Annotated in this window: 11 protein-coding genes; 7 read left to right on the top strand and 4 right to left on the bottom strand. The window is 46.0% G+C overall.

Annotated elements, in window-relative coordinates; translation table 11 throughout:
* Window positions 1-48: 48 nt before the first annotated feature.
* A complete protein-coding gene (locus tag SHAL_RS00775; protein ID WP_012275285.1) occupies window positions 49-507 on the top strand; it encodes a GNAT family N-acetyltransferase in 459 nt (152 codons plus the stop codon).
* A gap of 617 nt (window positions 508-1,124) precedes the next feature.
* Here the strand turns inward: SHAL_RS00775 and SHAL_RS00770 are convergent.
* Complete coding sequence (locus SHAL_RS00770) at window positions 1,125-3,263, bottom strand: sensor histidine kinase (RefSeq protein WP_012275284.1); 2,139 nt, start codon at window positions 3,261-3,263, stop codon at window positions 1,125-1,127.
* A gap of 28 nt (window positions 3,264-3,291) precedes the next feature.
* Entirely contained in the window at window positions 3,292-4,674 is a 1,383-nt protein-coding gene (locus SHAL_RS00765; RefSeq protein ID WP_041415781.1) for a sigma-54-dependent transcriptional regulator, read from the bottom strand.
* 278 nt (window positions 4,675-4,952) lie between these two features.
* Here SHAL_RS00765 and SHAL_RS00760 point away from each other — a divergent pair, with 278 nt between their 5' ends.
* The 6 genes from SHAL_RS00760 to moaA are packed head-to-tail and all read left to right on the top strand — an operon-like array spanning window position 4,953 to window position 10,689.
* Window positions 4,953-5,765, top strand: coding sequence for an ABC transporter substrate-binding protein (locus SHAL_RS00760; protein WP_012275282.1), 813 nt, complete (start codon window positions 4,953-4,955; stop codon window positions 5,763-5,765).
* Window positions 5,762-6,469, top strand: a complete 708-nt coding sequence (locus tag SHAL_RS00755; protein WP_012275281.1) for an ABC transporter permease — start codon at window positions 5,762-5,764, stop codon at window positions 6,467-6,469. The genes SHAL_RS00760 and SHAL_RS00755 overlap by 4 nt, the downstream gene beginning before the upstream one ends.
* Window positions 6,470-6,474: 5 nt before the next feature.
* Window positions 6,475-7,221, top strand: coding sequence for an ABC transporter ATP-binding protein (locus SHAL_RS00750; protein ID WP_012275280.1), 747 nt, complete (start codon window positions 6,475-6,477; stop codon window positions 7,219-7,221).
* A gap of 50 nt (window positions 7,222-7,271) precedes the next feature.
* Entirely contained in the window at window positions 7,272-7,874 is a 603-nt protein-coding gene (mobA, locus tag SHAL_RS00745) for a molybdenum cofactor guanylyltransferase MobA (RefSeq protein ID WP_012275279.1), read from the top strand.
* 8 nt (window positions 7,875-7,882) lie between these two features.
* Window positions 7,883-9,682: a bifunctional molybdopterin-guanine dinucleotide biosynthesis adaptor protein MobB/molybdopterin molybdotransferase MoeA gene (locus tag SHAL_RS00740; RefSeq protein ID WP_012275278.1), complete on the top strand. Its 1,800-nt coding sequence runs from the start codon at window positions 7,883-7,885 to the stop codon at window positions 9,680-9,682.
* 20 nt (window positions 9,683-9,702) lie between these two features.
* The gene (gene moaA, locus SHAL_RS00735; RefSeq protein ID WP_012275277.1) at window positions 9,703-10,689 is read left to right on the top strand and encodes a GTP 3',8-cyclase MoaA; all 987 of its coding nucleotides are present in this window, start codon (window positions 9,703-9,705) and stop codon (window positions 10,687-10,689) included.
* Between the two features lie 153 nt (window positions 10,690-10,842).
* Here moaA and SHAL_RS00730 read toward each other — a convergent pair whose 3' ends face one another.
* A complete protein-coding gene (locus SHAL_RS00730; protein ID WP_012275276.1) occupies window positions 10,843-11,625 on the bottom strand; it encodes a BRO-N domain-containing protein in 783 nt (260 codons plus the stop codon).
* A 960-nt stretch (window positions 11,626-12,585) separates the two neighbouring features.
* Window positions 12,586-14,616 (bottom strand): Ig-like domain-containing protein, encoded by a 2,031-nt coding sequence (locus SHAL_RS00725; RefSeq protein WP_012275275.1) that lies wholly within the window; start codon window positions 14,614-14,616, stop codon window positions 12,586-12,588.
* Between the last annotated feature and the right edge of the window lie 376 nt (window positions 14,617-14,992).

Genomic DNA, 14,992 nt, shown 5'->3' with positions numbered 1-14,992 from the left:
TGTATTACTGGGTGAACTGGCGAAGTTATAGGTTATTGAGAGTTAGAAATGTACACCATTGAAATTGAAGCTGTTACCGAGTTTACGCCTGAAGTCTTCGAACTGATCCAAACAAGCTATTCAAGCATTCCTGAATTTGAGCAAGGTTATGCTAGCCAAGAGATCGCTACACGCTTACTCGCGGGCCCGGCATTATTGCTTATCGCAAGAGTAGAGGGTGAGATTGCAGGCTTTAAGTTGGGCTACCAAACTGAAGACCAAGTTTTTTACAGTTGGCTAGGTGGTGTTGCACCTGATTTCCGTGGTCTAGGCTTAGCTAAGAGCTTACTTGAGTATCAAGAGCGCTGGGCGACTGAGCAAGGCTATCAACGTATCGATGTTAAAACCCGTAACTGCTTCCCTAGCATGCTAAACATGCTTATCAGCAGCCAATACCAGATCACAGCAATGATTAGTGATACTCAGAATCACAGTCAAAATAAGCTGCACCTACAGAAACAGTTCTAACACTGGTTTTGTATGAGCTTAAGAAAAGTGAGTAAATTTGCTAAAAACGTGTAATAAAGCTTGCAAAGCCAAATGAGAATGATTATTGTTAACTTGCGTTCTAGAACTCGAATTAACAAATAAAGTTCTCATCATCTCGATTTGTTAAATGAGTTTTTACAGCATGATATTGCTCACACACTCTTAAGTGGCCGGGATGATTTCTCGGCTTTTTTTTGCCTGTAATTCACGGTCAGTCATATTTCAACTTGGAAGCAGGGTTTACCATGTAAACAATCAATCGTAATTGCATGTTTTTGCTGAAAATAATTAATTTACAGCAAAAAGTAGCACTTTTTTTACTATATATACTTGCAACACCAAATGATAATGATTATTATTTGCATGCGTTCCAAAACTCGGAAATAACTTAAAGGCATCTCATCTCCTGCAAGTTAGAGTTTATTTAAAGCACGACATTGCTCACACACTCTTTTGGCCGAGATATTATCTCGGCTTTTTTTTGCCTGAAATTCAGTTGCCATCTAGAGAAATAGAGAAGAGATTAGGAGCAGCGAATGGGCAAGCTATTCAGCACTACCCACACTCTGTATGATTTCTTGTATACCAATCAATGATTATTGTTTCGACATGTCATTGTGCTTACCGCTAAACAGCAAGCCTTCGTAGGGAGCATTACTCTGGTCTTCAATAGCCTTATGGTACAAGCCGATGGTAAATAAGCTCCCCTTACCCACTGTCGAACTCACTTCAATGGTGCCACCAATACGCTTAATAATGCCGTAGCTAAGCGATAACCCTAGGCCAGTACCGTCCTTACGGGTGGTGAAAAACGGATCAAAAATGCGGTTAAGTTCCTCTTCCGGGATCCCTTTACCTTCATCTTCCACTTCGATTTTTACCCCGATAGGCTCGCCATGCTGCACCCAATCGTAAGTGCGGATCCAGATCCGTCCCTTACCATTCATTGCATGGGCCGCATTTACCACAAGGTTAATCAACACCTGCAGCAGTTGTGGGCGATTGACCTGTATAGGATAGCTGGCATTAAGCTCTTGATTGAGCACCACCTCCTGTTTCTGAATAGAGTGGCGAACCAACACCAACATCTCTTCAATAATTGGCGTGATCTGATGCATCTCAAGTGGTGCATTAAATTCGCCTGGACGGCTGTACTGCAACAAACTACGAATAATGGTGCTAATCCGTCCCACTTGCTGAATAACCAGTTCTATCTCTTCTTCGACATCAACCGCTCTATCGCCTAGCTCGTATTTAAGTAACTCCATATTGCCTAGGATCACCGCGGTCGGATTGTTGATCTCATGGGCAATACCTGCCGTTAATTCACCCAAAGCGGTCAATTTCTCATTGATCACCAGCTGTTGGCGGGTCTCATTTAACAGGGCCACGTTGGCCTGTAGCTCTTCGGTCTTTTCTTGCAGGCTACGAGTACGCTCCTCAACCTTGACCTCAAGTTGCTCGGCGGCAGCTTGAATTTGGCTATTGCGTCGCTGCAACAGATCCAACATGCGGTCAAACTGCTCGGCAAGATTAGATAGCTCGTTGTCACTGTCTAATCCCAGTGAGCCTATACGCAAGTTTCGACCGGATTGCACCGCTTTAACCACATGGTGAATACGCTCAATCGGTTGCAATAAACTGTAGGCACCACGATATACCAACCAACCCGATACCAGCAGCACCAACATCAAGATGGTACCGAGCTCAATAATGTTGAGTAAGTAGTTATGGATAAATGGGGATTCAGAGAAGCCGGTATAGATCATACCGATCCGCTTACCGTTAATATCTTTAAGTGGTGAATAGGCCGAGATAAACCAGTCGTTAAAAACAAAGGCTCTATCGACCCACAGTAGCCCTTGATTTAGCACCTTCTCGCGTACTTCAGATGAAACCAAACTACCTAGCGCACGACCTTGTTTATCATCGCCTTGTGGAAAAAAGTGCAGCGGAACATTGGTACTGATGCGGATATTATCGAGAAAAATGGTGACGGTACCGATAGAGCGTTCAGGCAAAGTCCCTTTGTCGTACACTAAGTCTCGAATATGGTCGACAATACGCGTATCACGATTAAGCATGATGCCGCCATCTAGATACCAAGCCACATTGCCATTAATATCGGCAACTGGCAGCAAGCTTCTGCTTAACAGGCCACGCTTCTCTTCGTGTTTATTTGGCTCATGTGCCCGCAAGGTCTTAATGACGGTCACTTCCGCTCTTTCAGCGAGCTCTGGGTCGATGCGAGATAAACGACTTGGTTCGAGCACCATTAACCCAGAAAAAGGTGCTAATCCTTCAATATGCGGCAGCATCTGCCTAAGATCGGGGTCAGCTGCAGCCTCGGACACACTGACTAAACGTAAGAAATCTAAGTTAAGGTCTTTTTTTGCCTTATCCAAAACCTGTTGCAGATTATTGCGCTGCAGGGTGGGGTGGTTACCTATTTGACGAAAATCATTCTGAAATGGCCAAGATTCCATCACCAGCTCAAGCTGTTTCTCTTGATTGTCTTGAACGGTTATCAAGGTGCTATTGGCGACGGTCAAATCGGCTTTGACCTTCATAAACAGCTGCTTACCCGTATAGCTTATATTCCAATAGATAGTAATAAAAACCAAACTCACAAGTGTGAGTAGGATAGGCAACAAGGTCAAAATCAAGATACGATAACGCACCTTCGCCTGCATCTGCTGCCAACTCACACCAAACATATTGGAAAAAAACGACACCGATACTCCTCCTAGAGCGATCTCTTTATTATTCTTCTTTGTCGGCTTCGCCGCCAAACCACTCTTTATACTTACGATCTAGGGTTTTACGTGATACTCCTAGATCCCTTGCCGCCGCAGATTTATTACCACCATGCACGTCAACAACGCGAGTCACATGGTCACGCTCAACATCTTTAAGCGCCCATTGCAGTGGGTAACCCGATTCGCCCAACGTTTCAGCCTTAGGTTGTGCTTTCCAATACTCGGCAGGTGGTTTTCCCAGTAGGATACAGCGTTCAATCATATTTCGCAGCTCACGAATATTACCTGGCCATTCGTGTTGTTGCAGCTTTAATAGATCTTCATGACTCCAAACCACCTCTTTTACACCCAATTCGGCAGCTAACTGGCAGGTAAAGTGATGAGTTAGCTCTACAATATCTTCTGGGCGCTCACGCAGAGGCGGGATCACGATATCGAGCACGTTGAGGCGATAATACAAGTCACGTCTGAAGTTACCCGCTTCCACTTCTTCTGAAAGCTTACGATTGGTTGCCGCTAATACGCGCACATCGATGTTAATCTCTTTCTCACTGCCGACAGGGCGAATAGTACGCTGCTCGAGCACACGCAATAATGCCGTTTGCATCTTAAGCGGCATTTCACCAATTTCGTCGAGGAAGATAGTCCCGCCAGAGGCAAAGCTAAATAAGCCTTCTCTGTTACCTTTCGCACCAGTAAAAGCGCCTGCAGAGTGCCCAAATAGCTCACTCTCTAACAGTTCAGGGGCAATAGCGCCACAGTTAACCGGGACAAATGGACCTTGGCGGCCACTGAGAATATGCAGCTGTCTGGCCACCAACTCTTTACCAGTGCCTGATTCACCCTCGATCAAGACCACTGCATTGGTCGGCGCCACACGTTCGATAACATGCTTCACTTCTGTCATCGCATCGCTTTGACCAATAATGGTCGAAGACTGATTGAAAGACACTTCTCTGCGCAGCATCAAGTTCTCACGCTTGAGTAAGCGGCGTTCGATACAGCGGTCAACGGCCTTCATCATCTGTTCAAGGTGGAACGGCTTCATAATGAAATCAGATGCGCCAGCACGTAATGCCTTTATCGCCACATCCATATCGGCATAGCCGGTCATAAAGATAATATCAGAGCGTCTCTCTTGATCGTTAAGCGCCTCATGCCACTCGATCCCCGAGCGTCCAGGCAGACGAATATCGACAATTAGCAGATCAAAATGGCAGCGTGAACGCAGTTGCTCCGCATCTTCAACACTCGAAGCGGTTTCAACTAAGGCAAATTTCTTCGCTAACGCTTTCTTTAGAAAGCTGCGCATGCCCGGTTCATCATCGACGATCAATACAGATACAGCAGAAGGAAGTGGCTTCATATTATTCATTCTCTGTCCCACCCTGTCTTATGGAGGGACATTTTGACTCATTATGAACCGAGTCTATCATCGAACCAGTCCCAATAGGTCACTATGAACCATGTAATCGCGATCTTGGGACATAATGTCTGTGCTTTTTTTGTCATCGATGCGACTAAGCTCACACCGGAGTTACAAATGTGAACTGAAATAAGCCAATTCAAGCATGGCATCAAACTTGCTTTTCATGAGCACTGAATTCGATTTTTAACAGGCGCTCAGGTATCGAGTGGCCAATTTTAATTTTCCAAGGAGTAAAAATGCTAAACCTTAAACGCGTTATTGGTCTTGCGGTTACCGCAGCACTAGTTGTTGGTATGCCAGCCCAAGCTAACGAAGTTATCAAACTTGCGACAACAACCAGTACTGAAAACTCAGGCCTATTAAAGAACCTACTGCCAACCTTTGAAAAAGAAACTGGCTACAAGGTACAAGTTATCGCGACGGGTACTGGTAAGGCGCTTAAACTTGCTCGCCAAGGCGACGTTGACGTTGTAATGACTCATGCACCAGGCGCTGAAGCGAAATTTGTTGAAGAAGGTTATGGTCATCTACCACGCGGTATCATGGAAAATGATTTTGTTGTTCTAGGCCCAAAGAACGACCCAGCTCAAATCCGTTCAAGCAAAACAGCCGAAGAAGCTTTTGCTAAAATCGAAAAATCAGGCGTACCTTTCATTTCACGTGGTGACAACTCAGGCACCAACATGAAAGAACTACTGATCTGGAAGAATGCTAATATTACTCCAGACTTCAAAGGTTACACGGCTGTTGGTCAAGGTATGGGCAAAACCCTACTTATGGCTAGCGAATTAGAAGCTTATACACTATCTGACCGTGGCACTTTTGTTGCTTATTCAGGTAAAATAGACTTAGCAGTAGATTTTGATGGCGGTGCAGCACTGGCTAACCCATATCAAATCATACTAATCAGTGAAACCAAGTACCCAACACTAAACCACAAGGGTGCTAAGGCATTGAGCGACTGGCTGATCGGCGCTGAAGCGCAAGGCATGATCAACAATTATAAAGTTCAGGGAGAACAATTGTTCAAGGCAACTTATAGCGAATGAATGAAGGCTGGTTAGCCCTTATACAGCAGGCATTAAGCCTGCTGTTTTCATTGGACCCAGAAGTGTGGTCCATCATATCTGTCTCTTTTTCAGTATCATTTGCGGCTTTAGCGATCACGCTACTGCCTTCGATGGTATTGGGCTTTCTATTGGCCTTTGCACGCTTTCCCGGCCGCTGGTTAGTCACCAATCTCGTCCAAACATTGCAATCTATCCCTACGGTTGTGATAGGCCTGCTGGTCTATCTGCTACTCACCCGCATGGGGCCGCTTGGCGATTTGAAATGGCTGTTTACCCAAAAAGGCATGATTCTTGGCCAGATGCTTATCTGCGCCCCAGTACTTGTTGCCATGAGCCAAGCCGCCTTTACCAGTGTTGATCGCAGAGCATGGGAAACTTCCCGTACCTTAGGCGCACCAGCATTGAGTGCGATATGGGCGGTCTGCAGAGAGCTTAAAGTTCCACTATTATTAGCTATTGTTGCCGCGTTTAGCCGTATCTTGACGGAAATCGGTTGCTCCATGATGGTTGGCGGTAACATAGCGGGAGTGACTCGTAACATTCCTACCGCTATTGCACTAGAAACCAGTAAAGGCGACTTTGCACAGGCGATTGCACTCGGACTTGTGCTACTCGTCTTAGCACTGATTTTAAACTTTGCCCTAGGTACGTTAAGAGGCAAAGCCGAGCCGAGGAGTCATTAAGCAAAATGGCAACTATCAATAGAAAAATCAACGCTAGGATCATCGCAACAAATATTGAGATGCGTTTTGAGAACAAGCACCTTTTTAGCGCAACTAAACTGGTGTTCGAGCAAAACCGGGTGATCCACCTGCAAGGTGACAATGGCTGCGGTAAAACCACCTTGATGAAGCTACTCGCTGGATTTATCGAGCCAACGGCAGGAACCATTCAAGCACAAGGTTTCTCGGCTGCCCCATGGTGGCGCAGCAACTCTATTACCGGCAAAGCCATCTATCTACATCAGCACCCTTACCTTTTTGAAGGCAGTGTGATGTATAACTTAACTTATCCATTAAGATTTTTAAGTACAGATAGAGAGATCCTCAAGGACCGAACCGAGCAGGCGATAGATAAGGCGCAACTGCGTCACTTGCTCACTCAGGCCGCCTCGAGTTTATCTGGTGGTGAGAAACAACGTTTAGCGATCGCCAGAGCCTGGATTATTCAGCCCAAGCTATTAATGCTAGATGAACCTACTTCCAATATGGATAAGCACTCTCAACATCTGGTATTGCAGATGATTGCCGATCTAAAACAACAAGGCACAGGCATGCTAATTAGTAGCCATCAGACTTGTATGCTGACTAAAGTGTGCGATCATGCCTGGCTAGTTTGCGATAAGACCATTACAAGCAGTAATATCAGTGCCAATCAAGATATTGCTAAGGCTCACATAGATGTCTCAACGAGACTCAATGTGTCGATTGGGTAAATTCATTGGTAATTTCAAATAAAACTGCAATAAACAATAGGATAACAGTGATGACAGCACAAGTTGATGCAGTAATCCTTGCTGGCGGAATGGCCAGACGCATGGGTGGAAACGATAAGGGCTTAGTCGAACTAGAAAATCGCCCTATGATTGAACATGCAATCGAGCGGATACAACCTCAAGTTAAGGAGATCCTGATCAACGCAAATCGAAACCAAAACCGTTATTCTGAGTTTGGTTTTAAAGTGATCAGCGACCAAGATACTGGCTATTTAGGACCACTTGCTGGCATGATCACCGCAATGAGCAATACAGACGCGGAATATTTATTAGTCATTCCTTGCGATTGCCCACTGTTACCGACAGATTTAGTCGCTAGAATGCTAGCGAAATTGACGGCTGAAGACGCAGAACTCGCCGTCGCTAGCGATGGCAAGCGTGAGCAACCCGTTGTTATGTTGCTAAAGCCAAGTTTACGTGCATCCATGAAGGCATTTTTAGATGCCGGCGAACGCAAGATCGATTTTTGGTACGCCAAGCATCACTATGTGGTCGCCGAGTTTTCAGATCAGCCAAATGCATTCGTAAACGTAAATACGCCAGAACAAAAACAGCAGCTTGGCGAAGCCATAGCTAATGAGAAAAATTACTAGAGGTGTAAATGAGCATACCTTTTACTAATCCGTTACCTATTCCTGTACTCGGATTCTGTGCTTATAGCGGTACAGGCAAGACCACATTATTAAAGCAATTAATCCCGGAACTTAATCGCCGCGGTGTGCGACTCGCAGTCATTAAGCATGCTCATCATAATTTCGATGTCGATATCCCCGGTAAAGATAGCTATGAAATGCGCAAAGCCGGCGCAAAGCAGATGTTAGTTGCTTCCCATGTGCGCTGGGCATTGATGACGGAAGATGCAATAGACTCAGACCCAGAGCTACCTCACCTGCTGAAACAGATTGAAGCCGACAAGGTCGATATCGTCCTCGTCGAAGGATTTAAAAAGCTCGAACTGCCCAAGATTGAACTTCACCGCGCCGCTCACGGCAAACCTTTCATCCATACCCATGATGACAATATCCAAGCTATTGCCTGCTGTGATGACACCCAGCTACCAAGTGAGCTGCGCCGTCTAGATATCAACAATATCGCTCAAATCGCGGATTACGTTAGCGAGTACATTGCCGCGTGGAAACCTTGCCCAATCGACCTACCAATGGCACCAACCTGTGGCTGTGAGCTAGATAACAGCAGCACACTGTCTGTGCGCCAAGGTATCGATAGGATCCTATCTTATGTAACGCCTTTAACTGCCACTGAATCTGTTGAACTTGATGAGCTAGAGAGCCGTATACTAGCCAGTGATGCAATCTCACCAATAAATGTGCCACAACATATCAACTCGGCGATGGACGGTTACGCCTTTAAGCTAAATGACGAGCCAAACGCATCTTACAAGATGGTTGGCGAAGTGATGGCAGGCTATGCCTATGATGGCACACTCCAAGCGGGTGAAGCGGTACGCATCATGACAGGCGCGCCACTACCAGCCGGAGCCGATACGGTTCAGCTGCGTGAGCTTGCCAATGAGCAAGACGGCGAAGTACGCTTTGAAGGCAAAATGAGCCTAGGGCAACATATTCGCCAAGCGGGCGAAGATATTGCACAAGGTGCAACCGCTCTTGCTGCTCACACCCGCCTACACGCTGCAGAGCAAGGTCTATTGGCTTCATTAGGCTTTGGCGAGTTACCGGTATTTAGACGTCCTAAAGTTGCCGTATTCTCTACAGGCGATGAAGTTTGCCAACCGGGCGAGCCGCTGAAAGCTAACTGCATATTCGATTCAAACCGCTACACCATCAAGTCGATGGCGAAAAAGCTGGGTTGTGAAGTGATCGATTTAGGGATCATCCAAGATTCAGAAGCGGCGCTCGCTCAGGCGCTAAAAGATGGCGCAGCGCAAGCCGATATCGTGATCAGCTCTGGTGGTGTGTCGGTCGGTGATGCCGATTATATTAAGACGGTACTTGAGCAAGTTGGACAGATTAACTTCTGGCGTATCAATATGCGCCCGGGGCGTCCACTCGCTTTCGGTCAGATTGACGACTCGCTGTTCTTCGGTTTACCGGGTAATCCGGTTGCCGTGATGGTATCTTTCCTGCAGTTTGTGCAGCCAGCGATCCGTAAGCTTGCTGGTGAGCAAAACTGGGCACCGACTATGGTGCCAGCCATTACCGATAAACCACTGCGCAGCCGTACAGGTCGTACAGAGTTTACCCGCGGTATCTATCACTTAGCTGCCAATGGCAAGTTACATGTAACCACAAGCGGTGCTCAGGGCTCAGGGATGCTTAGCTCTATGGTAAAAGGAAACTGTCTCATCGTGATTGGCGAGAAAGATGAACAGTTAAATCCAGGTGACACAGTTTACATTCAACCTTTTGCCGACCTCCTTTAGGGGTCATGTAGGTAGTTAGTATGAGTTTAATCGTTGACACTTTTGGTCGCACGGTAGAATACCTGCGGCTATCCGTCACAGACCGCTGCGACTTTCGCTGCGTGTACTGCATGAGTGAAGATCCCTGCTTTTTAGGCCGGGAACATGTACTTAGCCTAGAGGAATTGGCTTGGGTCGCCCAAGCCTTTACCGAATTAGGTGTTAAGAAAATTCGTTTAACTGGTGGTGAGCCCTTAGTGCGCACTGACTGCGATCAGCTAGTGAAGCTATTGGGTAAGTTACCAGGGCTTGAAGAGTTGTCGATGACAACTAATGGATCGCGCCTGACCCGCTTCGCGCAAGAGATGCACGATTCCGGTTTAAATCGACTCAACATCAGTCTAGATACGTTAAAACCGGACCTATTCACAGAGCTGACTCGTAACGGCAAAGTCGATCGCGTTATCGCCGGTATCGATGCCGCTATTGCCGCAGGCTTTAAGAAGATCAAGGTCAATGCGGTGATCCTGCGCGGCCAAAACGATGATGAAGTCTTAGATCTGATTGAGTTTTGCCGCGAACGCGACTTAGATATCGCCTTCATCGAAGAGATGCCACTTGGGGTGATTGATGAGCGTAAGCGCAGCCGTCACTGCAGCAGCAAAGAGATCCAAGAGATCATCAAACAGCGTTATGAGCTCATCCAGTCCAATAGACGCACCGGCGGTCCAGCGCGTTACTACACCATGCCCGGCAGCGATATTCATGTGGGCTTTATCTCGCCTCACAGCAATAACTTCTGCCACGAGTGTAACCGCGTCCGCGTCACGGTAGAGGGCAAACTGCTACTCTGCTTAGGTAATGAAAACTCGGTCGATCTCAAAGCGATTGTGCGTGAATTCCCCGGTGATATTGAAAAGCTCAAAGTCGCGATTCTAGAAGGCATTCAGCACAAGCCAAAAGAGCACCATTTTGATCCCAATGGTGAAACGCAGATCTTGCGGTTTATGAATGCAACAGGTGGTTGATTTAACTGTTGCTTGAACAGTTAATTGTCGCTTGTTTGGTGGTCTGGTGTTTTCTGCAGCCACAGAGTTTGATTGTTAGCTTGTGCTATATACACAAAACCCGACGTCACTGTCGGGTTTTGTTTTATTTAGGGCTACGTCCCCAGAAATAAATTAGCCACGAGCCCTTTCAACTAGTGATTTAGCATCAATAATAACCTCTTCAAAAAACCTTGCAGCTAAACGCTCTCCAGAAGGGCAACCCAACCTTGGCTTATTATGACGAAGGCTTAAATTCTCGCACCACGTAACTATTTCCAATTCCTTAGCACTTGATAAAGCCAAAACCTGATTATCAAACCACTGCCGTACAGTAAGTCTATATTCATTTTGAGAATTACTACTTTCAAGTTTTTCAATACGTTCTTTTACTTCAGAAATATCACCACTAACAGCCTTTACTTCCTGCTCTAGTTTATCCTGTTTTAGAATCGTATCAGCTAGAGCTCTTGAGTTTTGAGCAATAATTTCAGCCATTTGTGATAAAGCAGAACCTTGCGGAGTTATAGGTGCGGGATATACTCCATGCTTCGTTAACGAGGGTACAACATCGTGATACAACCAACGCTGAAATTTACGACCTGCTGGAGAGTCATCAGACCCCATTACACGGTTTAATCCTGGTTGGGTGACAAAAGTTTCCACTTCTAACCCTGGAGTTGGTTTTGGATGTGGCAGATTCTTAAATTCATCGTCATCTAAATCATGGATTTGGCTTTTTATTAAATTAGGGATATATCTTGCAGGATTCCTTTCCCCCATGCCTTTGTTTTCTTTATTTAAAAGAATAAAAACATCATTTAGCGAAAAATGAAGTATGTTATCTATGTAAAGCGTTCTAATATCAGTTTCACCAGAAGTACCTTCATAACACACATTAACTAAATTATTATCCATCTAAAAGCTAACTCCAATGTTTCATAAACCCCACTAAAGTTTATTCTATAGCGGCATGATTCCCTCTTAATATCCAACCCACGTTATCACCACTAAGTAACTGTTGCAAATAAACTAATACATAAATCAGGTTTTAAAAAAACTTAAGATATCAGAGATGAAATGCATCTTATTAGTTATTAATTTTTGAATTTTTTTCTCGATGCTTACAGTCGTTCCATCGTGGTTCCAATTGCCTGCGGCAGGCGCATGTGCAGATACTTCTGAGGCTCGCTTGTCGTCATCCCTGACCGCTCAACGAAAACATCCATGTTTTCGACGGCCTCAGCCGCATCTACACCGAGTTTGAAAAGCACAACTTTTCAACTTCTGCGTTAGACCTATAAAAAGAAAGAAAAAAACAAAGACACAGCACGACCAATATCAACTCAAAAGTTAAAGGAAACACCGATTCCCCTTCGAAGTTGCCGAAATACGTTGGAATAAATCACGTGAGCCCGACAGGGATGTCGGGTTAGCTTTCGCGGGGCAGGATGCCCCATCGGAAGCGTTAGTGATTTATCCATAAGTATGAGGATCAACAACTTCGTCGGGGCGTCATGGTGGATGCAAGGGCGAAGTCCATAAATATGGACTCTCTGAGCGAGAGCCATGGACGGCGAACTGGCCATTGAACAAGGATGTTCTTGATAAGGACGAGCAGTCCTCCTTGCCGGGTGTGGGATGGAATCCCACGACGTTGGTCAGGCGCAGCCTGATAGATTTATCAAACGAAGTTTGATTGATCGAGTTGTTAGACGCCGTCTAACTTAAAAATCAGGCGCAGCCTGATGCATTACCAATGTGGAACGAAGCGCCACTACTTTAATTGTTAGACGAAGTCTAACTTAGAGGTCAAGCGAAGATTGAAAGCAAAATAAAGGGCACTATAAGCGCCCTTTATGGTATCGAGAGAAATGGCTAATGAATGGTAATCGGGATAGTAGTCACCAAAGTATCCACCCCATTTGGCGTTTGCACTTCGATTAACAGTGCACCCGAGTTTGCAGTATCTTCCCCCTTTACGAGTATGCCAAAACTTAGCCCGCCTGAAGCATTAGTCGAAGGCCAGATGTAACTGCTTTTACTCACAACCGTTCCTGCCGTTGCGCTGATACTCACCTTAGTTCCGGCTGGCATCTGTTGAGCATTGATATCTTTTATGATCAGTGAAACCTGCCCCGTCTCTTTGCCATATAAGTCCAATACACCATCGCCGTTGTCATTTGCACTGTCTAGCACAGTAATATCACTTCCATATGCAGTACTTCCCGACATGATCAAAACTAGACTACCTCGAACATTGATAGACTTGGAGTTAGAGACTCCATCAGCGCAGCCACTATGGACAGGATCGCTACACAACACACCATTATAGAGCTGGTCTCGCACAGTAAATGCACCGTCACCATTAAAGTCTATCAACTCCTCTAGCCCATCTTCATTGAAGATGCCATCTTCGTTGTAATCGTTAAAGGCTTCATCCATATCATTTGAGCGCCCCGCGACATCTTGCGCCAAAAAGGCCGTCATCTCGGTAGCATCGAAGCGACCATTACCATTAGAGTCTGGGAACGACTCTTCACCAATCGCAGTAGCCGTAATCGTCGCACGGCCATTTAGCGGGCGTGGGTTCTGACTCGTCCAAGTCACACTACACTCCCCACTTTCCGTGAAGCAAGAAGGGCCAATTGCTCCTCCCTCGGTGACAAATGAAACTGCGGTGCCATCGGGTGCGAGATTATTGAAAGCATCGGCTAACCTAGCGGTCACCTGCACCTGCTCGCCATCATAGCTCCAGCCCTCGGCGTTTAAGATCTCTGCAGAAAGTGAAAAACTATTTTGATCTGGGATCCCGGTCGATACGACTAGGGTACTAGATTGGCTGGATAAAAGTGGATTACTGCTGTCGATAGTTGCCGTGACTCTTACCGGAGTCGCCACAGTACCAGAGGTCACAATGGTTTGGACTATACCGCTTCCGTTGGTGCTCGCCTGTGTAGGTTGTATTTTTAGTCCACCAACTTCGGTATTCAAAGCAAAATTCACTGAAGCATTACTGACAGGGTTGCCATTGGTATCCAGCACCTTAAATAGAACCGTCGATGACTCCCCCCTTCCTGAGCCCAAGATACCAATATTACTCGGTGTCGCCGAAACAAATACAATACTGCCCCTTTCAGCCGCCAGAACACTAATGCTTCCGGTTGCAAACAGGTTGATCCCCCCAGCGTTGGCACTGATATTAATGGTATCGTCACCAACGCAGCCCTTGGCTAGATAAGTACTCGTTGCGACGCCATTGACTAGCATCACCGGCGAACTCATCTCCGCTAACGGCGTCGACAGTAAAGAGCAACCAGAGCTAAAGAAAACGTCTATGGCTTCCTTAAAAGGCTGCCCTTGTTCATCGACAATCATCACAGACACACTCGCAGTGCCGCCCGCCGACAGCGAACTTGTGCTCACCTCGGCAACACCAGGTTGAAGTGGATCGCCGCTGCCAATCTCTAAGTTGGTGGCACCGATGACGATAATTGCCGTATCTTGCTCACCAGACACAAGGCTTGCGGTTACCGTTCCGGCTCCGAGTTCACTACCGGCATAGATAACCACACTGGCATTACCTTCATCATCGGTAACTGCGGTTGTAATGGGTAATTCTCCAAGCGTGCTGCCAAAGGTGACAATAACAGACTCGGTGATACCACTGACATTAGCGACCAACTTACCCGGATTTATCGAGGAGATAGATGAGATCTCATTACCCTCAGCATCGGTAACGGTTAGAGAGACCTCATAGATAACAGCCGCTGTAGGCGCTGCATTATCGTTGATTAATTCACAGGGAACATTGTTAGGACATACGGGGCCATCACCATCATCTCCACCGCAAGCTGTTAATATGAAACTTAAAAAGACAAGAGCAAATATTTTATTGAAGGGCACCATATCTATCTCCATATAAAGCTTAGGTGTATACGAGGTGTATAAAAATAAAGCACTCAATAGGTATAGGTGAATATCCGTAATATTTCACATTTAATTTTGCTAAGCAGTGGAGTATCAACCCCTTGGTTCTGAGCTCTTAATCTCAGATTTTTCGCTTCATAAAACCACTGGTGACTGACTGTTGCTTGAACAGTTTGCTCGCTGTTGGTGGTTTGTTTTGCCTACGCGGTGAACCTTTGCTTCATCAATTCTTAGGTAGTTCTTGATACCCCTTTCAACATAGTGGTTCCAATGGCCTGCGGCCAGCGCATGTGCAGAGGTAGGGCTCACCCAAAGCGGTGAACCTTTGCTTCATCAATGCTTAGGCTGCATTTGA

The organism is Shewanella halifaxensis HAW-EB4, assembly GCF_000019185.1.
Lineage (GTDB): Bacteria > Pseudomonadota > Gammaproteobacteria > Enterobacterales > Shewanellaceae > Shewanella > Shewanella halifaxensis.
Note: the sequence above shows the minus strand (reverse complement) of the source record. Positions and strands in the feature narration are given on the sequence as shown.